At 71.2% G+C, this 21,970-nt stretch carries 15 protein-coding genes and 1 pseudogene; 3 read left to right on the forward strand and 13 right to left on the reverse strand.

The window, feature by feature from the left end; genetic code table 11:
- Positions 1 to 22: 22 nt before the first annotated feature.
- The 3 genes from ACTWP8_RS31370 to ACTWP8_RS31380 are packed head-to-tail and all read right to left on the reverse strand — an operon-like array spanning position 23 to position 3,663.
- A complete protein-coding gene (locus ACTWP8_RS31370) occupies positions 23 to 499 on the reverse strand; it encodes a DUF742 domain-containing protein (protein WP_443325472.1) in 477 nt (158 codons plus the stop codon).
- A gap of 30 nt (positions 500 to 529) precedes the next feature.
- Positions 530 to 979 carry a roadblock/LC7 domain-containing protein gene (locus tag ACTWP8_RS31375; RefSeq protein ID WP_443317511.1) on the reverse strand — a complete coding sequence of 150 codons (450 nt, stop codon included), beginning with the start codon at positions 977 to 979 and terminating at the stop codon, positions 530 to 532.
- Positions 976 to 3,663, reverse strand: coding sequence for a sensor histidine kinase (locus ACTWP8_RS31380; RefSeq protein ID WP_443325473.1), 2,688 nt, complete (start codon positions 3,661 to 3,663; stop codon positions 976 to 978). Before ACTWP8_RS31380 ends, ACTWP8_RS31375 begins: the two co-directional genes overlap by 4 nt.
- A gap of 302 nt (positions 3,664 to 3,965) precedes the next feature.
- On the opposite strand from ACTWP8_RS31380, the gene ACTWP8_RS31385 reads away from it, so the two are divergent.
- A complete protein-coding gene (locus ACTWP8_RS31385; protein ID WP_443325474.1) occupies positions 3,966 to 4,415 on the forward strand; it encodes a hypothetical protein in 450 nt (149 codons plus the stop codon).
- A 49-nt stretch (positions 4,416 to 4,464) separates the two neighbouring features.
- Here ACTWP8_RS31385 and ACTWP8_RS31390 read toward each other — a convergent pair whose 3' ends face one another.
- The 7 genes and pseudogenes from ACTWP8_RS31390 to ACTWP8_RS31420 form a co-directional block, all read right to left on the reverse strand.
- Positions 4,465 to 5,112: a sarcosine oxidase subunit gamma gene (locus ACTWP8_RS31390; protein ID WP_443325512.1), complete on the reverse strand. Its 648-nt coding sequence runs from the start codon at positions 5,110 to 5,112 to the stop codon at positions 4,465 to 4,467.
- A 19-nt stretch (positions 5,113 to 5,131) separates the two neighbouring features.
- A pseudogene (locus ACTWP8_RS31395) lies at positions 5,132 to 8,286 on the reverse strand (sarcosine oxidase subunit delta family protein).
- A gap of 47 nt (positions 8,287 to 8,333) precedes the next feature.
- On the reverse strand, positions 8,334 to 9,566 hold the full coding sequence (locus ACTWP8_RS31400; RefSeq protein WP_443325475.1) for a sarcosine oxidase subunit beta family protein: 1,233 nt from the start codon (positions 9,564 to 9,566) through the stop codon (positions 8,334 to 8,336).
- A gap of 19 nt (positions 9,567 to 9,585) precedes the next feature.
- Positions 9,586 to 12,039, reverse strand: coding sequence for a GcvT family protein (locus tag ACTWP8_RS31405; RefSeq protein WP_443325476.1), 2,454 nt, complete (start codon positions 12,037 to 12,039; stop codon positions 9,586 to 9,588).
- Between the two features lie 221 nt (positions 12,040 to 12,260).
- The gene (locus ACTWP8_RS31410) at positions 12,261 to 13,241 is read right to left on the reverse strand and encodes an ABC transporter substrate-binding protein (protein ID WP_443325477.1); all 981 of its coding nucleotides are present in this window, start codon (positions 13,239 to 13,241) and stop codon (positions 12,261 to 12,263) included.
- A 36-nt stretch (positions 13,242 to 13,277) separates the two neighbouring features.
- The gene (locus ACTWP8_RS31415) at positions 13,278 to 15,266 is read right to left on the reverse strand and encodes an ABC transporter permease (protein WP_443325478.1); all 1,989 of its coding nucleotides are present in this window, start codon (positions 15,264 to 15,266) and stop codon (positions 13,278 to 13,280) included.
- Entirely contained in the window at positions 15,266 to 16,354 is a 1,089-nt protein-coding gene (locus ACTWP8_RS31420) for a quaternary amine ABC transporter ATP-binding protein (protein ID WP_443325513.1), read from the reverse strand. Before ACTWP8_RS31420 ends, ACTWP8_RS31415 begins: the two co-directional genes overlap by 1 nt.
- 269 nt (positions 16,355 to 16,623) lie before the next feature.
- On the opposite strand from ACTWP8_RS31420, the gene purU reads away from it, so the two are divergent.
- Positions 16,624 to 17,496: a formyltetrahydrofolate deformylase gene (gene purU, locus ACTWP8_RS31425; protein ID WP_443325479.1), complete on the forward strand. Its 873-nt coding sequence runs from the start codon at positions 16,624 to 16,626 to the stop codon at positions 17,494 to 17,496.
- Here the strand turns inward: purU and ACTWP8_RS31430 are convergent.
- Both ACTWP8_RS31430 and betA read right to left on the reverse strand, forming a co-directional pair.
- The gene (locus tag ACTWP8_RS31430; protein WP_443325480.1) at positions 17,465 to 17,917 is read right to left on the reverse strand and encodes a hypothetical protein; all 453 of its coding nucleotides are present in this window, start codon (positions 17,915 to 17,917) and stop codon (positions 17,465 to 17,467) included. The genes purU and ACTWP8_RS31430 overlap by 32 nt on opposite strands.
- A gap of 28 nt (positions 17,918 to 17,945) precedes the next feature.
- Positions 17,946 to 19,688 (reverse strand): choline dehydrogenase, encoded by a 1,743-nt coding sequence (gene betA / locus ACTWP8_RS31435; RefSeq protein WP_443325481.1) that lies wholly within the window; start codon positions 19,686 to 19,688, stop codon positions 17,946 to 17,948.
- A gap of 233 nt (positions 19,689 to 19,921) precedes the next feature.
- Between betA and ACTWP8_RS31440 the strand changes: the two genes are divergently transcribed.
- Positions 19,922 to 20,719: an IclR family transcriptional regulator gene (locus ACTWP8_RS31440; RefSeq protein WP_443317519.1), complete on the forward strand. Its 798-nt coding sequence runs from the start codon at positions 19,922 to 19,924 to the stop codon at positions 20,717 to 20,719.
- A gap of 93 nt (positions 20,720 to 20,812) precedes the next feature.
- On the opposite strand, the gene ACTWP8_RS31445 is transcribed toward ACTWP8_RS31440, so the two are convergent.
- Positions 20,813 to 21,937, reverse strand: a complete 1,125-nt coding sequence (locus ACTWP8_RS31445; RefSeq protein WP_443325482.1) for an aromatic ring-hydroxylating oxygenase subunit alpha — start codon at positions 21,935 to 21,937, stop codon at positions 20,813 to 20,815.
- Positions 21,938 to 21,970: the final 33 nt, after the last annotated feature.

Here is a 21,970-nt window from a genome sequence, read left to right on the forward strand (position 1 = left end):
GCTCCGGGCGGGCGCCCCGGGGTCAGAGCGCCCTGAGCCCGTCGATCACCTCACGCAGAATGCTCTCGTCGGGCAGTTCCGCCGGAGGCACCGGCCGGGAGACCCGGACGAGCTCCGCGTCGAGGAGATCGCCGATGAGCACCCGTACGACCCCCACCGGGAGGTCCAGGTCGGTCGCGAGCTCCGCGACCGACTGCGGGGCCTCCCGGCAGAGGTTCACGATGTCCAGGTGCTCGGGGGACAGCGTGTGGTCGGCACCGCCCGGTGCGGTGGAGTCGCCCGGCTCGCCGCTCCTGGACTCGGCGACCACCACCGCGATGAGGTCGAGCCGGTCCTCGGCCGCGCTGCGGGTTCTGCCGCGCGTCATCGCGTAGGGGCGTACGACCGGCCCGGCCGCGTCGTCGAACCAGTGCGCCGCGTTGGAGCCGTGGTCCCGGCCGTCGTTGCCACTGCCGTTCCGGCCGTCGGTTCCGCTGTCGTTCCGGCCGTCCCCGCTCATGACACCCCCGTTCCTTGTCATGGCGCTCCGTCACCCCCCGGCAGCGGATACGGGTCCCGACCTCGGCGCCGTGCCCAGGTGAACGCCGACCCGCCTGACCATCAGCGTCATCTCGTACGCGATCTGCCCGACGTCGGAGTCGGCGTCGGCGAGCACGGCGAGGCAGCTGCCGTCTCCGGCCGCGGTGACGAACAGGAAGGCCTCGTCGAGCTCCACGACGGTCTGCCGGACGGTGCCCGCCTCGAAGTGGCGTCCCACGCCCTTGGCGAGGCTGTGGAACCCCGAGGCGACGGCGGCCAGGTGCTCGCCGTCCTCCCGCGTCAGGTCCTTCGACGTGCCTTTGGCCAGGCCGTCGCCGGACAGCACCAGTGCTTTGCGGATGCTGCCCACGCGGTCGACCAGTTCGTCGAGGAGCCAGTTCAGCTCACCTGCCGCGCCCGTCGGGCCGTTGTGTGCCGTAGCAGCGTGCGGTGTGGTCATCGACCGTCCCCCTCAGATGTCGTTCCTGATCCGGAGTCCCCGGCGGACCCGGTGTCCTCGCCTGTGTGGGCCCTGCCGCGCTGCCAGCCGCGCTGGAGGGAGGCCATACGGGACCTCACCTCCTCGGCATCGCGCTCGGGTTCGATGTCCGCGGGCCGGGTGTCCTGCCCGGCCGGCGGTGCGGGATGGGCCTTGAGCTGCGGGGCGAGGCTGGCTTGCCGTACCCGGCGGGGCAGCCCTTCCCCGGACGTTCCGGTGGTCTCCGCGGGCTCGGGTCGTTGCTGCTCGCTCCGGCCCCTGGGGCCCCTTCGGTCCCGTCCTCCGACCGGCCGGCCGTGGTCGGACACCAGGACCGGCGAGCGGCGGCGGGGCAGCGGCACCAGGCCGTCGGGGCGCACCTCCTCGGGCCCGCCCGTCTCGCGGGTCTGCTCGTGTCCTGCGCCGTCGCGGGCCTGCTGGTGCTGCTCGCCGGGGACGGGGGCGGCCGGGCCGCGCCACGGCTCGACCTCGGCGGGCCGTTCGCGCCATGCGTCGCTCCTGCCGGGCCTTCGTCCCCGCCACAAGTCGCGCTCGCCCGGCCCGCCGCGGAAAATGAGGCCCTCGTCGTCGTCCCCGTCGAGGGCGGAGACGGGCGCTTCCAGCTCCACGGGGCCGTCGATCACGGGCGCGGGGCCGCTCCCCCCGGCCATGGGTACGGGGACCTGGGCGAGCGCGGCGAGCCTGCCTCCGGCCGGCTCCCGTTCCCCCGTCTCCTCGCCCGGTTCCCGGCCGTCGGGCGACTGGTCGGCCGGGAAGTCGGTGAGGAGAGCCGCGGGGATGAAGACGACCGCGGTGGTGCCGCCGTAGGGGGAGGTCTGCAGCGAGACGCGTACGCCCTGGCGCCGGGCGAGCCTGCTGACGACGAACAGACCGAGCCGGTCGGTGTCGGAGAGCTCGAACTCGGGGGTCTCGGCGAGCCGGAGGTTGGCGTCCAGCAGGGCCTCGGGGGGCATGCCCAGGCCGCGGTCGTGGATTTCGAGGGTGAAGCCGTTGGCGACGCGCTCTCCGACCACCTGGACGCCGGTGTGCGGGGGCGAGAAGACGGTGGCGTTCTCGAGGAGTTCGGCGATGAGGTGGGTGAGGTCGGCGACGGCGGGCCCGGCCACGGCCATCCGCGGCAGCCGGCGCACCTCGACCCGCTCGTAGTCCTCGACTTCGGCGACGGCGGCGCGGACGACGTCCATCAGCTGGATCGGTCTGCGCCACTGCCGGGAGGGGGCGGCCCCGGAGAGGATGACCAGGCCCTCAGCGTGCCGCCGCATGCGGGTGGTGAGGTGGTCGAGCTTGAACAGGTCGGCGAGTTCCTCGGTGTCCTCGGTGCGCCGTTCCATGGCGTCGAGGAGGGTGAGCTGGCGGTGCAGCAGGACCTGGCTGCGGCGGGCGAGGTTGACGAAGACCTCGGAGACGCCGCGCCGCAGCTCCGACTGCTTGACGGCGGCCTCGAGCGCGGCGCGCTGCAGCGTGTTGAGCGCCTTGCCGACCTGGCCCATCTCGTCCTGGCCGTACTCCAGGCGCGGAGCCTCGGTCTCGACGTCGACCTCCTCACCGGCGGCGAGGCGGCGCATCACGCTGGGCAGCCGTACGCCGGAGACCTCGTGGGCCTCCTTGCGCAGCTGGGTGAGGTCGCGGACCAGGGCGCGGCCGATGCGTGCGGAGACGATGAGTGAGACCAGCACGGCGGCGAAGCCGAGGACGCCCGCGACGGCCGCCTGGATCAGGACGTCGATGGCGACCGGCTGCGCGCGGTCGCGGTAGCTCTCGCCCGCTTCGGTGCCCATCCGGTCGAGATCCTTGAGGACGGTGCCCGCGGTGGCGTTCCACCGCTCGGCGTTGACGTCGTCCAGGGCGTGCTGGGGACCCGCGTCGATGACCCGGTCCTCGGTGGATCTCAGGTCGAGGGTGTCGGGGCCGTTCCAGTACTTCTCGAACTCGGCGCTGTCCGTGGTGGGGAGCACCGGCAGGTTGGTGGTGTAGAGGAGTTTGCGGTTGGCGACGAGGTCGGAGAAGGACCGCAGATCGCGCTTGCTCATCCGGCCGGCCGCGAGTCCCGAGGCGAGCAGGGCATCCTCGCGGGCCAGCACCTCGCGGGCGCGGGTGATGCCGACCAGCGCGCGGCCCTGCTTGTCCATGTCGGCGTCGTCGAGGGCGTGCAGGGCGCTGAGGAAGTCGAAGGCGGGGTCGATGAGCGAGTTGTACGCGGCGAAGGCGTACGGGCGGGTGACCGTGCCCTCCTCGACCTTGCGGCGCAGGGTGTCGAGGCCGGCCAGCCCGTCGAGGAGGTTGTCGAGGCGGGAGTCCGAGTCGGATCCCATGCCGTCGCGTACGTCGTCCTCGCGGGAGTTGGCGCGCAGCAGCTCCACGGCCCTGTCGGTGGCGCGCTCCTGGGTGTGGAGCCGGGGCAGTCCGTCCGACCTCCGGGGGTCCGCGAGGTAGACCAGGGTCTGCCGGCGCTCCTGCTGGAGAGCCTGGACGGTGTCCTCGGCCGGAAGTCCGACCTGGTCCGCGATCTGGGCGGTGTCCAGAAGCTGCTTCGCTTCGCGGCCCGTGATCACTGTCGCGAAGGCCCAGATGGAGGTGAGGGACACCAACGGCACCAGAAGCAGCCCCACGATCTTCCTGCGGATGGACTTCCCGCGAAAGCGCATGGCCTCCCCTACGTCAACCCCGGCGCGCGGGGGCGGTGTTCCGATTCCGATTCCGTTTCCATAAACGGCGCGAGCCTACTACTGCTCACCTGTCATCTCTAAGACCCGTCCGGCCGTTCGCCCGAGCATCGCAGAGGCCTCATCCGGAGTTGTCCGATGATGACCGGACATCGCATCCTTGCTCGTGGGCCATACCGTCCGGCCGGTCTTCGCGTTCGACCCCACGTTGGCCGGAAAGACACGTCCGCCGGGAACTTCGGGTCTCCTCCCATTCGTGATCCTGGTGAGGGGAGTGAGGGTGGATGGACACCGAACCGGACATCGGGGCACCGGACATGACCGGTCGCGGGGGCAGCGGTGACGAGAGGTGCAGGGAGAGGCACAGGGGGCTGTGGACCGAGGAGCCCGCTGTACGGCCGCGGATGCCGGATCCGGTGCGCGCGGCCGCGGTCCGGGCCTGGATCATCGTCGCCGTGACGCTGATTGAGGCCATGGTCGCGTTTCTCTGCACGCTGGCGGGCTCGTGGTTCGCCTTCCCCGCCGTGCTCAGTACGGTCGCGAGCACCGTCGTGGCCACGTGGAGCGTGCTGGACGTGTGGGTGACCCGGCAGGTGTGGAACCAGCGGAACGGCGTGGTGTCGGAGCCCAGCAGCACGGCGCGGGCGCTGCGGCGCGAGCGGCGCAGGGCCCGGCGGGAGGCCCGCCGGGCCGAGCGGTCGCGGCCACCGGGGCGGCGGTTGTCAGAGGCCTGACGCACCGGTGTCATCCGAGGCGCCGGTACGCTCCGCGGCGGCCGTGTAGTCATCGGCGCGCGGTGTACTCCGCCGCGGCGTCGAGCAGCCAGTCGGCCAGGTAGCCGGCGAAGGAGGAGCGCACCAGCACCCAGAAGCCCGGCTTGTGCGGGTCGCGTGCTACCAGCACCACCTGCGCGCGGGCCAGCGTGGTCTGCGCGCAACGGTCCGCTCCGAAGGACCGGGGGTGCAGGTCGAGGGAGCAGCCGTGGGCCAGCAGTTCCCGGGACCGGGGACCGGCGACGAGCAGGGTGGTGCGCTGCGCCGAGACGTCCACGACAGCGCCCCCTTCTTCCCCGGCCTCTTCCCCGGCCGCGACTGCCGCGCGCAGCCGCGCCTCGAGGTCGTGCCGCGACCCCGGGCGTCCCACGACGAGCCACTCGTCGGGCCCCAGCCACAGAGCCGCCAACCCGCCACCGTGCACAACGGTGTTGGGCTCCACCGGGAGCTGGAGTCCCAGCGAGAGCCCGACGGCGTCCGCTGCGGGGCCCTTGGGGTCGAGACGCACGGACATCTGGGTGAGGAAGGGGAACTCCGCCAGGCGCAGTGCTCCGCCGGAGGCGCGTGTCGCGGCGGCGAACCGTCCGGCAGCGTGCACCAACGGGCTGCGGCGGCCGGCGGATCGAGCGCGGGCAGTGCTTCCAGCGCGGGCAGCCATGTCAGCCCGGGCAGCGGTCTCAACCATCGCGGCGTGCCCCCTCGGGGTCGTGGAGAACAGGGCTTGCGACCGTCACGGGGACCAGCTCGCCCCCGACCGGCGCGTACAGCCGGTCGCCGATCCGGTCCCGGCCGCTCTTGATGAGGGCGAGGGCGAAGGTCCGGCCGAGCGCCGCGCTGCGATAGCTGGAGGTGACGTGTCCGAGCATGGGCACCGGCGGCTCGGGGTGGGGGCCCTCCCCCTGGCTTCGCCAGGGGGAGGTAGCTGGGGGACGTTCTCCGGCGATCAGATGCGCGCCTTCGGGCAGCAGGGTGCCGGGGTCGTCCGGGAGGAGGCCGACGAGGTGCTTGCGGTCGGGCCTGCGAGTGTCGGCGCGGGCGTACGAACGCTTGCCGATGAAGTCGCGCTTCTTCTTCGACACCACCCAGCTCATCCCGAGGTCCTGCGGGGTGACGGTGCCGTCGGTGTCCTGGCCGACGATCGGGTAGCCCTTCTCGGCCCGCAGGACGTGCATGGTCTCGGTGCCGTACGGCGTGATGCCGAGCGGGCGCCCCGCCTCGTACAGGGCCTCCCACAGCGCCAGCGCGTCCCACGGCAGCACGTTGATCTCGTACGCCAGCTCGCCGGAGAAGCTGATCCGGCACACCCGTGCCGGGATTCCGGCGACGGCCGCCTCGCGCCAGGCCATGAACGGGAAGCTCTCGGCGTCCACGGCCAGTCCGGGGGCGAGGCCGCCGAGCACGTCGCGGGAGCGGGGGCCGACCAGGGCGACGGTGGCCCACTGCTCGGTGACGGAGGTGCAGTGCACGCGCAGGTCCGGCCACTCCGTCTGGAGCCACTCCTCCATCCAGTCGAGGACGGCCGCGGCGTTGCCCGTCGTGGTCGTGGCCACGAAGCGGTCCTCGGCGAGCCGCATGACGGTGCCGTCGTCGAAGACCATGCCGTCGGCGCGGCACAGCACGCCGTAGCGGATCATGCCCACCTTCAGGGTGCTCACCATGTTGGTGTAGAGCCGGTCCAGGAAGACACCCGCGTCCGGTCCCTGAACGTCGATCTTGCCGAGCGTCGAGGCGTCCATGAAGGCGACGCCTTCGCGGGCGGCACGGCACTCGCGCTCCACCGCCGCCGCCATGTCCTCGCCGTCCAGCGGGTAGTACCACGGCCGCTTCCACTGCCCGACGTTCTCGAACAGCGCCCCGTGCGCGAGGTGCCAGTCGTGCAGCGCGGTGACACGTACGGGGTCGTGCAGCGCACCGCGGTCCCGGCCGGCCAGCGTGGCGAAGGCGACCGGGGCGTACGGGGCGCGGAAGGTCGTCGTACCGAGCTCGGGGACGCCGACGCCGAGCAGCTGCGCGACGACGCCGCTCGCGAGCACGCCCGAGGTCTTGCCCTGGTCGTGGGCCGTGCCGGCGGTGGTGTAGCGCTTGACGTGCTCGACCGACCGCATCCCCGCACCCGTCGCGCGGGCGAGGTCGGCGGCGGTGACATCGCGCTGGAGGTCGACGAAGGAGCGGCCGGGGTCCGCTCCGGGGACGAGCCACAGGTGCCCGGCGGGCGAGGACGGCTCTTCGGGGACCTGGGGGAGCGGAAGCGATCCGGGGGTGGTGAAGCCCTCGGCCTCGATGGCGCGGGACCCGGCGGCCGCGCCGTCGGCCAGGCACCCCGGAAGGTCGAGGACACCGCGTGCGGCACCGGCGGCCTCCACAGCCTGGCGGCAGGTGTCCGGCACGAACGAGCCGAGTGTCTCGTCGTACCGAAGCCGCCCGCCCGCCTGGCTGAAGAGGTGGACGACGGGGTTCCAGCCACCGGAGACGAGGAGGAGGTCTGCGGCGAACTCGCGGGCCGCCGCGGGGCTTTGGCCGGGTGGAGCGACGGTGAGCGATGAGACCCGCGGCTCGCCCGCGGAGCCGGTGACGGCGTGCCCGTGCAGCACCTCGATGCCCGCCCGTGCGGCGCGACGGGCCCACTCCCCCGCCTCCGGGCGGGTGTCGACGACCGCCGCGATGTCCACGCCGGCGGCGGCGAGGTCGAGTGCGGCGGCGTACGCGCTGTCGTTCGTGGTGAAGACGACCGCGCGGCGGCCGGGGAGCACGCCGTACCGGACCGCGTACGTACGGGCGGCTCCGGCCAGCATGACGCCGGGCAGGTCGTTGCCCGCGAAGGCGAGGGACCGCTCGTGGGCGCCGGTCGCCAGGACGACGCGGCGGGCGCGGATCCGCCATACGCGCTCGCGCGAGACATGAGCGGAGGCCAGTCCGCCGAGGTGGTTGGTGCGGCGCTCGACGGCGAGCGCGTAGTTGTCGTCGTAGTGGCCGACGACCGTGGTGCGGCGCAGCACCCGTACCTCGGCCGCGGCGTGGAGCTCGGCGCTCACCTCCGCGGCCCAGCCGAGCAGTTGGGAGGTATCGGCGGCGCCGAGCAGGCTGCCGCCGGGCTCGGGCTGCTCGTCGGCGAGGATCACCCGGGCGCCGCTGCGGGCGGCCGCTGCCGCTGCGGCGAGACCGGTGGGCCCGGCGCCGACGACGAGCAGGTCGCAGTGGGCGTGCACGGAGTCGTACCTGGCCGGGTCCGGCTCCGTGGCCAGCCGTCCCTGCCCCGGCAGGCTGCTCGCCTCGAGCCCGTCGTACAGCTCGACCGTCGTCGCGGGCAGCATCGGCTCGGGGAAGGGGGCCTCGATCTGGACGACGGCGTTCGGCTCCTCGCTCCCGGCGGCGAAGATCCCGCGCGGGCGGCCGAGTCTGACGCTCGTGCCGGTGGTGTGGACACCGTTCGCGAGCAGCGCGGAGGCGAGCGTGTCGCCCCGGTAGCCCTCGTAGCGCACACCGTCGAAGAGGAAGGTCAGCGGCTCATGGCGCGCGACCCGCCCGCCGGCCGGCAGCCGGAACTCCTGGGCGGTCATGAGATCACCGGCCTCGGCTCGCCGATGCGGTAGACGGCGAGGATCTCGTTGGTCGCCGTGTCCCGGACGGCGTTGAACCAGCGGCGGCAGCCGGCCGCATGGCTCCACCGCTCGGGGAAGGGCCCCTTGGGGTTGTCGCGGAAGAACAGGTAGCGGGCCCACTCCTCGTCGGTGAGGGCCGCGGGGTCCTCGGGGTAGGGCACGTGCGCCTGACCGCCGTAGTGGAACTCGGCCTCGTCGCGAGGCCCGCACCAGGGGCATGGGATGAGCAGCATTCGCAGGGCTCCTCGGTGTTGTTCTTCGCTCGCCTCGGCGGTGCGGTTCAGTGGGCGACCGCGGCCGCGCCGTGCTCGTCGACGAGCGCGCCGGTGGTGAAGCGCCTCAGCGAGAAGGGGGCGTTCAGCGGGTGCGGCTCGTCGTGGGCGATGGTGTGGGCGTAGGCCCACCCGGCCCCCGGCGTGGCCTTGAAACCGCCGGTCCCCCAGCCGCAGTTGAGGTACAGGTGGTCCACGGGGGTCAGCCCGACGATGGGTGAGGCATCGGGGCTGACATCGACGATCCCGCCCCAGGTACGCAGGACGTGGGCGCGGGCGAAGGCCGGGAACAGCTCCAGCGCCGCGGCCATCTGGCGTTCGATGATGTGGAACGCGCCGCGCTGCGTGTAGGCGTTGTACGCGTCGATGCCCGCTCCCATGACCAGTTCGCCCTTGTGGGCCTGACTGACGTACACGTGCACCGCGTTCGACATGACGACCGTGGGGTGTACGGGCTCCAGCAGTTCGGAGACCAGAGCCTGCAGCGGGTGGCTCTGGAGGGGCAGGTCGAAGCCCGCCATCCCGGCCAGCACCGAGGAGTGTCCCGCCGCGCACAGCGCCACCCTGCCCGCCGCGATCGGGCCGAGCGAGGTGCGCACCCCTGTCACCCGGCCACCCCGCACGTCGATGCCCGTGACCTCGCAGTTCTGGATGAGGTCGACTCCGGCGGCGTCGGCGGCGCGGGCGAGGCCCCAGGCGACATGGTCGTGTTTGGCGATCCCCGCGCGCGGCTGGTACGTCGCCCCCATCACCGGGTAGCGCACGTCCGGCGAGATGTTGACGATCGGGCAGACGTCCTTGACCTGCCGCGGGTCGAGCCATTCCGCATCGACTCCGTTGAGGCGGTTGGCCTCCACGCGGCGCACGCTGTCCCGTACGTCCTGCAGGCTGTGCGCGAGGTTCAGCACACCGCGCTGGGAGAACAGGACGGGGTAGTCGAGATCGTCCTCGAGCCCCTCCCACAGCTTCAGCGCGTGCTCGTAGATGCCTGAGCTCTCGTCCCACAGGTAGTTGGACCGGATGATGGTGGTGTTGCGGGCCATGTTGCCGCCCGCGAGCCAGCCACGCTCGAGGACCGCGACGTCGGTGATCCCGTGGTTCTTCGCGAGGTAGTGGGCGGTGGCGAGGCCGTGTCCGCCTCCGCCCACGATGACGACGTCGTACGAACGCCTGGGCTCGGGTGTGCGCCACAGCCAGTCGGGGTGCTCGGGAAGGGCGGCCCCCGGGGCAGGTGTCTCCATGCGCTTGTGCCTCCCCTGGTCAGCCGCGCAGGCGGGTCATCGACGAGTCGAACAGCGGCTCTTCGGCGACGACCGCGGGGATGCGCTGGTCGAAGTAGCCGATGTGCAGCGTGCGGCCGGGCGTGGCGAGCCCGGCCGGCAGCCAGGCGTAGGCGATGCCCTTGCCGATCGTGTAGCCGTACGCGGCGCTGGTGACGTAGCCGGCGCAGGCGTCGCCGTCGTACACCGGCTCCTTGCCCATCACCACGGCCCGCGGGTCGTCGATGGTGAGGCAGGTGAGCCGGCGGCGTACGTCGGCCTTGCGCTGCTCCAGGGCGGCCTTGCCGATGAAGTCGCCCTTGTCGAGCCTGACCGCGAAGCCGAGTCCGGCCTCGTAGGGGTCGTGTTCGTAGGTCATGTCGGTACCGAAGGAGCGGTAACCCTTCTCCAGGCGGAGGCTGTTGAAGGCGCCGCGCCCGGCCGCGATGCCGCCGTGAGGCCGCGCCGCGTCCCAGAGCGTGTCCCACAGCTTCAGCCCCATGTCGGCGGTCGTGTAGAGCTCCCAGCCGAGCTCGCCGACGTAGCTCAGGCGCATCGCCGTGACGGGGACGGCGCCGATATGGGCGCGCTTGGCGCGGAAGTAGCTCAGGCCGTCGTTCGAGAAGTCCTCGTCGGCGAGCGGCTGGAGGACCTCGCGCGCCTTGGGTCCCCACAGGCCGATGCAGCAGGTGCCCGGGGTGATGTCGCGGACGGCGACGGAGCCGTCGGCGGGCAGGTGCCGGGTGAGCCAGTCCAGGTCGAGGTTGCCGTTGGCGCCGACCTGGAAGCGGTCGCGGCCGAGGCGGGCGACGGTGATGTCGCTCCGGATGCCGCCGTCCTGATCGAGCATCAGGGCATACGTGACGGAGCCGACGGACTTGGCGACGTTGGCCGTGGTCATGCGCTGCAGGAACGCCGCCGCTCCGCGGCCGGTGACCTCGAGCCGCTTGAGGGCCGTCATGTCGTACATCGCGACGCCCTCGCGGGTGGCCAGGGCCTCGGCGCCGACGACGGGCGACCACATCCGTGCGGCCCAGTCGTTCGGCACCGGGATGTCCCAGCGGGCCAGGAGGGGCTCGTTGGCGGAGTACCACTGGGGCCGCTCCCAGCCGGACGCCTCGAGGAAGTACGCGTTCAGTTCCCGCTGGCGGACGTGGAACGGGCTGGTGCGCAGCGGCCGCGGGGCGCCGGGCGGCTGGAGCGGGTGGATGATGTCGTAGACCTCGGCGAAGTTCTGGCAGTCGCGCGCCAGGACGTAGTCGGGGGCGAGCTGGTGCGGCTCGAAGCGGTTGACGTCGCACGCGTGCAGGTCGAACGAGGAGCAGTGGCCGTCGACGAGCCACTCGGCCATGGCGCGGCCGACGCCCGCGGAGTGGGTGACCCAGACGGCCTCGGCCACCCAGAAGCCCTTCACCTCCGGGGATTCGCCAAGGAGCGGAAGACCGTCGGTGGTGAAGGAGAAGAGCCCGTTGATGCCCTCCTCGACCTTGGCCTCCCGGGTCGCGGGCAGCAGCGACTGGGTCTCGGTCCAGGCATCGGCGAAGTCGTCCTCGGTGAACCGCAGTACGGAGGGCATCGGCCCGGCGGAGTCAACGGAGGCGATGTCGTCGGCGGCGACGGGCATGGGGCGGTGGCCGTAGGAGCCGATGCCGAGCCGGTCGAAGCAGTCGCGGTAGTACAGATCGGCGTCCTGGTGGCGCAGGATCGGGCGGACCGCCTCCTGTGCCTGCCCGGCCAGCGCGGGGACCGGTCCCGTCCACGCAAGCTGGTGGGCGAGGGGCGTCAGCGGAAGGTTCATTCCGGCCATGCGGGCGACCTTGGGGCCCCAGATGCCGGCACAGCACACGACGATGTCGGCGGGGATGTCGCCCTGGTCGCTGACGACCGCGCTGACGCGGTCACCGCTCTCGTCCCCGCCGTCCGTACGGATGTCGAGGACCTCGTGGCGGGCGAGGAACCGTACGCCGCGGGCCGTGGCGGCGCGGATCTGGGCCTCGACCGCGAGCACGGCCTTGGCCAGGCCGTCGGTGGGGACGAGCAGCCCGCCGAGCACCCGCTCCCGATCGACGAGCGGGTGGCGCGCGACGCACTCGTCCGGGCCCAGCAGCCGGGCCTCGACGCCCCATGCGGTGACCCAGCCGTGCCGGCGCCGGAGTTCGGCCAGGCGCTCGGGCGTGGTGGCGATCTCGAGACCGCCCACCTGCAGGAAGCAGGGTTCTCCGTCGACGTCGAGGGAGCAGAGCTTCTCCACGGTGTAGCGGGCCAGCTCGGTCATCGTCTTCGAGGGGTTGGTCTGGAAGACCAGGCCCGGGGCGTGGGACGACGAGCCGCCGGTGGCGGGCAGCGGGCCCTGGTCGACGACCGTCACCTCGGTCCAGCCCCGGGAGGACAGTTCGTCGGCCAGCGCCGCTCCCACGACGCCGGCGCCGATGATGACCACTCGCGGTCCCGCCATCGCCACCCCTCCAACACCACACCGGTCTGGTTGCTGTGAGCGCAACATGCATCAGGTTGCGCAACTCACAGTGCCGGTCGCCCCAGGTGGTGTCAAGAGGGAGCGTTGCGCCGGGAACGGCGGCCTGTCACAGGCCTGCCACGGGCCGGAAAACAGCAGTGCCCGGCGGGCTGACACAGCAGCCCGCCGGGCACGGAAAAAACTTCCGCCGACCTCCCTGATCAGCCCTTTCCGAGCCAGGAGTCGACCTTTTCGCGGTTGGCCTCGACCCACTTCTCCGCGGCCTTCTCGGGCGACATCTTGTCCTGCGCGATGTACTGCGCCACGAGATTCTGGTCCTCGTTGGTCCAGGTGAAATTCTTGACCAAGTCGTAAGCGGGGCTGCCGGAGTCGGCGAACTTCTTGCTGACGATCTTGTCCAGGGCGTATTCGGGGTAGTCGCAGGCGACCTTCTCCGGGTCGGCGTCGCACCCGTCCTTGTACTCCGGCAGATTCACCTTGACGAGCTTCAGCTCCGAGAAGAGCCACTGGGGTTCGTAGAAGTACCCGAGGACCGGAGTCTTCTGGGCCTCGGCCTTACGGAACGCCTGGATGAGCGCGGCCTCGCTGCCCGCGTACACCACCTTGTAGTCGAGCTTCAGATTCTTCACGAGAGCGCCGTCGTTGGTGACGAACGACGGATCCCCGTCCAGCAGCTGCCCCTTGCCGCCGGACTCCGAGGTCCGGAACAGCTTGGCGTACTTGTCGAGGTTCTTCCATTCGGTGATGTCCGGGTACTTCTTGGCCATCCACGGCGGCACGTACCAGCCGATGACTCCCTTGTTGCCCGTCTCTCCCGCGGATACGGCCGTCTTCTGCTGCTCCATGTATTTCTTCTTCAGGTCGGGGTGGCCCCAGTTCTCGACGATCGCGTCGACCTCACCCGTCCCGAATCCCTGCCAGGCGACCTCTTCCTTGAGATCCTTCTTCTCCACCGTGCACCCGAGGTCCTTCTTCGCGACATAGGCGATGACGGCCGCATTGGCCTCATACCCGACCCAGGGATTGATGGCCAGATTGAAGGTGCCGCACTCTCCGGCCTTGCCGCCTCCGGAGCCGGACTCGCCGACCTTGGCTCCGCCGCAGCCGCTGAGCACGAGGGCCAGCGCCGCCAGGCCTGCCAGTCCGCCGCGCCGCACCGCCGCCGCCGGCCCTGCTGTCATGACGTTCCTCACCACGTATGTCCTGCCCTTCTTGCGTCAGCGCCCGTGCGGCGCTCTTCCGGCCCGGTGCGCCGCCGCCTGCGTGATGCGGTCGAACATGACACCGAGCAGCACGATGGCCAGGCCTGCCGCCAGGCCCTTGCCGTACAGCTGCCCCTGCGAGAATCCGGCGACGACGTCGTAACCGAGGGCGCCGGCCCCGACGAGACCGCCCACCACGACCATCGACAGCACATAGATCAGGCCCTGGTTGGTCGCGAGCGTCAGGGACGTGCGGGCCATCGGCAGCTGCACCTTGGTGATGATCTGCCAGCTGCTCGAGCCGGCCGCTGTCGCCGCCTCCACCGTGGTCGGCGGCACCGCGCGCACCCCATCCGCGATGATCTTGATCGTTACCGGGGCCGCGTAGACGATCGCGGCGACGATCGCCGTGAAGCGGCTGGCGCCGAACAGGGCGAGGAACGGCACGAGATAGACGAAGGGGGGCATGGTCTGGCCGGCGTCGAGGACGGGCCTGACCAGCCGGTCCACCAGGGTGCTGCGCCCCATCCACACGCCCACGACGACGCCGAGGGCCAGCACGATCACCGTAGCCGCCAGGCTGGAGGCCAGCGTCGTCATGCCGTCCCGCCACAGGCCGGAGGCGACGATCAGCCCCACGCACACGGCAGCGGTGACGCCCGCGCGCCACCCGCCCAGCAGCCCGCCGACGGCCACCAGCACCGCTCCGACCAGCCACCACGGGGAGCCGGTCAGCAGCTCCTCGAACGGATTGAGCAGCAGCGTGGTGATGACATCCCGCAGGGCTTCCGTCACCCCGGCGAGTGTGTCCTGCGCCCACGCGGTCACGGAGTCCGCCGTACGGGCGATGGCGCCGCCCAGGTCGGCGCCGCCGGGGAACTCCGCCGCCCAGACGTAGGTGTGGGACAGCCATACGCAGACCGCGGTGGCCGCACCGCCGGCCAGCAGCAGTGGGCGCCGCCACGTCCGGAAGCGGCCGCCCTTGCGCCGGGCTTCCTCGACGCGGACGCTCGCCGCGGTTGTCACCCGGTCGAGCACGATGGCCATGACGACGATGGCGAGTCCGGCGTTGAAGGCGACGCCCACGTCGAGGGTCTCGAGGGCCTTGATGACCGTCTTGCCGAGCCCCGGCGCGTCGATCAGCGCCGCGATGGTGACCATGGACAGCGCCGCCATGATGGTCTGGTTCACGCCCAGCACGATGGTGCGCTTCGACATGGGCAGCAGCACTTTGAGGAGCGTCTGCCGCCGCGTCGAGCCCATCGACTCCGCCGCCTCGACCGTCGTCTCGGGAACCCCGCGGATCGCGTGCGCGGTGAGGCGTATGGCCGGGGGCGTCGCGTAGATGAGCGTGGCGATGGTGGCGGAGGCCGGGCCGATGAGGAAGAACAGCGTCAGCGGGGCCAGGTAGACGAAGGTCGGCATCGTCTGCATGAAGTCGAGCACCGGCGTGATGAGGCGGTTGACCCGGTCGGACAGTCCGGCCCACACGCCGAGCGGGATGCCGATGAGGAGGGAGACGAGCACCGCCGCCACCGTGAGGGCGAGGGTGTCCATGCTCTCCTGCCACAGCCCCTGAAGGCCGAGGAGGACGAACCCGGCGACGGCGAGCGCCGCGACGCGCAGATTGCCGAAGGCCCACGAGACGTACCCCGCGACGGCGACGACGCCCAGCCAGCCGACGACGGGGACCGGCCGGCCGTATCCGGGCTGCGAGATCAGGGCTTGGATGAAGGTCACGAGATTGTCGATGACCAGCCGGATCTCGTTGAAGAAGTAGAGGAAGACCGGGTTGCTGTTGCGGTTCGCGCCGATGGCGTCGTTGATCTCGTTGAACTCGCGGTGCAGCGGGGTCAGTTCCGCGGTACCGAGGGGGAGCGTGTGGGTCCCGCGCAGCAGGAGCCACAGCACGACCCAGCCCGCGAGGACGGCGGCCACGGCGAGCTTGCGGCCCCCTCTCAGCGGCGCGGTCAGGCGCGCCGTCGTCTCGGCGAGGGCAGCCACTACTCCCCGCCCTCCGCACCCGCGACGACCGCGAGGATCTCCTCGTCGCCGACGATGCCCAGCAGCTTCCCGTCCTCGACGACTTTCACGGGCTTGTCGGCGGCGAGCACGGCACGCGTCGCCTCGCGGACCACCACGTCCGGGCCGAGCTCCGGCCCGTCGAGCGGGTCGTCAGGCTCGGCGGGGCGCATGATCCAGCGGAGTGTGAGCACCCGCGAGCGCGGTACGTCCGAGACGAAATCCCGGACGTAGTCGTCGGCGGGTGCGCCGACCAGCTCGTCACCCGTGCCGCACTGGACCATCTGGCCGTCCCGCATGATCAGGATCCGGTCGCCCAGCTTGAGCGCCTCCGACAGGTCGTGGGTGATGAACACCATGGTCTTGCCCACCTCGCGGTGGAGCCTGATGACCTCGTTCTGCATGTCGCGGCGGATGAGCGGGTCGAGCGCGGAGAACGGCTCGTCGAAGAGCAGGACATCGGGGTCGACCGCGAGGGCGCGGGCCAGTCCGACCCGCTGCTGCATGCCGCCGGAGAGCTGGTCGGGGTAGGAGTTCTCGTTCCCGGCGAGACCGACGAGCTCGATGACATCCATGGCCCGCTTTGTCCGTTCCGCCCTGTTTACCCCGCGGATTTCGAGGCCGTAGGCGACGTTGTCCAGGACCCGGCGGTGCGGCAGCAGTCCGAAGTGCTGGAAGACCATCGAGAACTTGCGCCGCCGCAGCTCGCGCAGCCGCTTCTCGTCCGCGCCGCGGATGTCCTCGCCCTCGAAGACCACCTCGCCCGCCGTCGGCTCGATCAGCCGGGTGAGACACCGGACCAGCGTCGACTTACCCGAGCCGGACAGACCCATGACGACGAAGACCTCGCCGGGCGAGACGTCGAACGTGACGTCCCGGACGGCCGCGGTGCAGCCGGTCCTTTCCATGAGCTCGCGGCGGGAGAGACCGCGGAGCTCGGGCGAGCCCGGCACCTGTGCGGCGGTCTTCGGTCCGAAGACCTTCCACAGCCCGCGCACGGATATGACCGGGGTGGTGCCCTCGGACGCGCCCCGCTGCGGCGGGCCTTGTGTCTCGGTGGCAGTCACGATCGACCTCTTCCTCTGATCGGCTGCACGCAGCGGCGGCGCGCCGCGCTCCCCCTCCGGCGTCCGCGGAGGGGGTCTCGTTGCGTATCACGCATCGGTTTTCTGGAGTCGGAACACCCTCACCCACCGCTCGGGCGTACGTCAAGGGGGTGAGCTGTGGATTTGTATCCCCGGGCAGTTGCCCGGCAGGCCTTGACCCGCCGCGCCACGGCCCCGACCATGTTGCGTATTACCCACCCTGTTGTGCAATACGCATCAACGGAGGAGGAGAGATGTCCCCTCGACCGCTCCCGGGCCGCGAGTTCGTCCTCACGCTCTCGTGTCCCGACCGGGCTGGGCTCGTCCATGCGGTGACCGGCTTCCTGGTACGGCACTCCGGGAACATCCTGGAGAGCAGGCAGTTCGACGACCGGCTGCAGGACCGCTTCTTCATGCGGGTGCACTTCGGCGTCTCGGACCCGAACACTGCGCTGGAGGAGTTGCGCCGCGGTTTCGTCCCGGTGGCCGAGGCGTACCGGATCTCCTGGCAGCTGTACGACGCATCGGCCCCGACCCGTACTCTGATCATGGTGTCCAAGTTCGGCCACTGCCTCAACGACCTGCTGTTCCGCCGGAGCACCGGCGCGCTCACCATCGATGTCCCGGCGATCGTCTCCAACCACCGCGACGCCGGGCCGCTCGCGGAGAGTTACGGCGTCCCCTTCCACCACATCCCGGTGACGGCGCAGACGAAGGCCGAGGCGGAGTCGCGTCTGATGGCGCTCGTCGAGGAGCTGGACATCGGCCTCGTGGTGCTCGCCCGGTACATGCAGATCCTCTCGGACGATCTGTGCAAGCGGCTCGAAGGGCGGGCCATCAACATCCACCACTCGTTCCTGCCGGGCTTCAAGGGCGCACGGCCGTACGTGCAGGCGCACGAACGCGGCGTCAAGCTCGTCGGAGCCACCGCGCACTACGTGACCCCCGACCTGGACGAGGGCCCGATCATCGAGCAGGACGTCGTCCGCGTCGACCACTCACGCGACCCCGACGATCTGGTCACCATCGGCCGGGACGTCGAGGCGCAGGTCCTCGCCCGCGCGGTGCAGTGGCACAGCGAGAGCCGGGTCATGCTCAACGGCAGCCGGACCGTCGTCCTCCGCTGAGGGGTCGGACCGTCGTCCTCCGCTGAGGGGGTCGGACCGTCGTCTTCCGGTGAAGGGTCCCGCGCCTGCCGGAGGCGCTCATCCGCCGAGGCGGTCCAGCATGGCCCGACACATCGTCGATGCCGGCCGCCAGGAGCCGGTCGACGACGTCCGCGAGGTGCGCGTCGTCGACGAGCTGCCGGGCGGGCAGGTGCGGCACGACGCGGTAGCCGTGCCCGGCCAGCGCGACCGCCAGATCCAGGGTCGGGCCGAGGCCCCTGGCGGGCGAGGCCGTGACGGCGACCGGAACGTCGGCCAGGACGCAGCCGACCACCTTGTCCTCGGCGGACCGCGTGGGCAGGACCTCGTAGCGGACCCTGCGCAGCAGCTCCGGCAGGCCCCCGGCGAGGGGGACCTGCACGGCGCGTCGGGGATACGGCACAGGCCGCATGCGAGATGGCCTCGCCTTCTCAGGCGGGTCCGGGGCGCTGCCCGCGCTCGGCGGGCGTCTGCTGGGCGGACTCCTGGCCGGCGGGCTCCTGGCCGGCGGGCGGCTGCTCGCCGGGCCGGTGCCGGTAGAACTCCGCCGTCGAGGGCGGCAGCGGCTCGTTGCCCAGAATGAGGTCGGCCGCTTTCTCGGCGACCATCATCACCGGCGCGTAGATATTGCCGTTGGTGACATACGGCATGACCGAGGCGTCCACGACGCGCAGTCCGTCCAGGCCGTGAACGCGCAGCGTCCCCGGGTCCACCACGGCCGTCTCGCCGGTGCCCATCTTGCAGGTGCAGGACGGGTGCAGGGCCGTCTCGCCCTCCTTCGCGACCCAGTCGAGGATCTCCTCGTCGGTGTCCACATCCGGCCCCGGGGAGATCTCTCCGCCGTTGTAGGGGTCCAGCGCGGCCTGCCCGAGGATGTGGCGGGCGACCCGGACCGCCTCGACCCACTCGCGGCGGTCCTGCTCCGTGGACAGGTAGTTGAACCGCAGCGCCGGGTGGACGTACGGATCCTTGCTCCTGATCTTCACCGAGCCGATGGCGTCGGAGTACATCGGTCCGACGTGCACCTGGTATCCGTGCCCGCCGGACGGCGCAGAGCCGTCGTAGCGGACCGCAATGGGCAGGAAGTGGAACATCAGGTTGGGGTACGCGACGTCCTCGTTGCTGCGGGCGAAGCCGCCCGCCTCGAAGTGGTTGGTCGCCCCGGGCCCCTTGCGCAGCAGCCACTGGAGCCCGATCCACGGCCGGTGCCGCCACTTCAGATACGGCTGCATCGATACGGGCTGCTTGCAGGCGTACTGGACGTAGACCTCCAGGTGGTCCTGCAGGTTCTCCCCCACCCCCGGCAGGTCGTGCACCACATCGACGTCCAGCGCCCGCAGTTCACCGGCGTTGCCGACGCCCGACAGCTGGAGCAGCTGCGGCGAGTTGATCGCGCCGCCGCACAGGATGACCTCGCCCGCGCGCACCTGCCGTGGCGCGCCGCGGCCGCGGCGGTATTCGACGCCCACGGCGCGCTTGCCTTCGAAGAGCACGCGCGTGACGAAGGCCCGGGTCCGCACCTCCAGGTTGGGCCGGTTCATGACCGGGTGGAGGTAGGCGCGCGCGGCGGACAGCCTGCGGCCGCGGTGGACGTTGCGGTCGAAGGGCGCGAAGCCCTCCTGGCGGTAGCCGTTGACGTCGTCGGTCAGCGGGTATCCGGCCTGCTGCGCCGCCTCGAGGAAGGCCGGGAAGAGCGGATTGGTGGCCGGGCCGCGCTCGAGGACCAGGGGTCCGGAGTGACCGCGGAACGCGTCCTCGGGGCCGGCGGCGAGACAGGTCTCCATCCGGTTGAAGTACGGCAGGCAGTGCGCGTAGTCCCAGGTCTCCATTCCGGGGTCGGACGCCCAGCGCTCGTAGTCCATGGGGTTTCCGCGCTGGAAGATCATCCCGTTGATGCTGCTGGACCCGCCGAGCACCTTGCCGCGGGCGTGGAAGATCCGCCGGCCCTGCATGTGCCGCTCCGGCTCTGACTCGTACTTCCAGTCGTAGAAGCGGCTGCCGATGGGGAACGGCAGCGCGGCCGGCATGTGGATGAAGACGTCCCAGCGGTAGTCGGTCCTGCCGGCTTCCAGGACCAGCACGCGGTTGCCCGGATCCGCGGAGAGCCGGTTCGCCAGAGCACTGCCCGCCGAGCCGCCGCCGACGATGACGAAGTCGTACTGCGTGGCCACCATTGCTGCCTCGTCTCTCCCTTGGGGCACTCCCCGGCTACCGCTGGGGGACCCACCCGGGCCGCCCGAGCCGGGCCCAGGGGGACTTCGGCCGGGTGCCCCGAGCCGTCGATACGCCGGGCATGCTAGCGCGAGTAGCGTCATACGCACTAAGTTGCGAACAGCGCAACCTGCACTCAAGGGTCCTCCGGCAGTACCACCCATGGCCTGTTCGTTACCGCGCGTATAGTTGCACCATGAGCAACCACAGTGCAGCTGTCGACAACGCAGCCCAGCCTGCCGGAGGGGTGCAGTCCGTCGATCGCGCGGTCAGCGTCCTGGAGATCCTCGCCCAGCGCGGCGAGGCCGGTGTCAGCGAGGTTGCGGCGGAGATCGACGTCCATAAATCGACCGCGTTCCGCCTGCTCGGGGCGCTGGAGTCACGCGGACTCGTCGAGCAGGCGGCGGAGCGCGGCAAGTACCGCCTCGGCTTCGGCATCGTGCGCCTGGCCGGTGCGGTCACCGACCGTATCGACATCACCCAGCAGGGCCGGCCGGTCTGCGAACGCCTTGCGGAGGAGATCGGCGAGACGGTGAACATCGCCATCCTCCAGGAGCACTATGCGATCAACCTGTACCAGGTGCGCGGCCCCGGGGCGGTCACCGCGCACAACTGGGTGGGGCAGCTGACGCCGCCGCACGCCACCTCCAGCGGCAAGATCCTGCTGGCCTATCTGCCGGCCAAGGAGCGTGCGGAACTGCTCGCGAAGACCGGCATGAAGAAGGTGACACCACGCACCGTGACCGCCAAGACCCGGCTCGAGAAGTCCCTCGCCGAGGCGCGCGAGCGCGGGTACTCGCTCACGCTGGGGGAGTTCGAGGTGGGGCTGCACGCCATGGCCGCGCCCATCCGCTCCCGGTACGGCGATGTCGTCGCCGCCATCAGCGCGTCCGGGCCCGGCTACCGCTTCACCGAGGAGCGCATGCACGAGCTCGCCCCGCTGCTGCTCGAGGGCGCGGAGGAGATCAGCCACCGCCTCGGCTACCTCGGCTGAGCCGCCCCATGGAGCCGCCGCCCACGACGCTCGGCGTCGGCGGGCCCCTGCCCCTCAGCCGAAGACCCGTCGGCAGCACGGGCGTTGCCCGGGTCAGCGCCTGCCGAGCCGGGTGAGCACCCAGGTGTGGAACGCGCCGATGTGGTGCTCGCTGGGCACCAGGACGCCGCCCTTGGCGTACAGGCGGGAGCTCATGGCCGGCTGGCAACGCTCGCAGGCAGCGAAGTCCTGCCGGTTCACGCGGTCGAAGAGCTCGACGGAGCGGCTGACGTCCCTGCCGCTGTCCACCACGTCCTTGAGGTACAGCCAGTCGCACTCGACGACCGTGCGGTCGGCGGCGACCGGGAACATCCGGTGGAAGATCACGTGGTCCGGCACCAGGTTGATGAAGACCTGCGGCTTGACGGTCATCGCGTAGTACCGGCGGTCCTGGTCGTCGGAGACCGTGGGGATGCGGTCGAGCCCTTCGGAGCCGTCGACGGTGAACCCCTTGACCTCCGCGCCGAACGCGGCGCCGTGCCCGACGAAGTACTGCGCCGCATAGCCGTCGGCGAACTCGGGGAGCACTTCGGTGAGTTCGGGGTGGATCGTCGCGCAGTGGTAGCACTCCATGAAGTTCTCGACGATCAGCTTCCAGTTCGCCCTGACGTCGTAGACGATGCGCCGCCCGAGCTCGAGACCGGCGATGTTGTACCGGTCGATCGCCCCGGTGTCGCCGAGCCGCGCGACGACGTCGCCGACCACCTGCTCCTCGAAGGAGGGCGGGGCGTCCGCGAGGCAGACCCAGACGTAGCCGAGCCACTCCCGGACCGCCACCGTCGCAAGCCCGTATTCCGTACGGCCGACGTCCGGCATCTTCGTGAGGTTGGGGGCGGCGACGAGCTTGCCCTGGAGGTCGTACGTCCACGCGTGGTACGGGCACTGGAACGCCCGCTTCACCTCGCCGGACTCCTGCGTGCACAGCTTCGCGCCGCGGTGCCGGCACACGTTGAAGAAGGCGCGCACGGCGTTGTCCCGCGAGCGGGTCAGCAGGATGCTCTCGCGCCCCACGTCCACGGTCCGGAACGCCCCCGGCCCGGCCAGCTCGGAGGCGCGGGCCACGCAGAACCACATCGACTCGAAGATGTGCTCCTGCTCGAGGCGGAAGATGTCCGCGTCCGTGTAGAAGCCGCCCGGAAGAGTGGTGATCAGGCTCTCGGGCAGGCCGGTTGTTGTCACAGTGCACTCCTCGCAGAAGACGTCGTCGGGTCG

This window comes from Streptomyces sp. 7N604, from assembly GCF_052245475.1.
Taxonomy (GTDB): domain Bacteria; phylum Actinomycetota; class Actinomycetes; order Streptomycetales; family Streptomycetaceae; genus Streptomyces.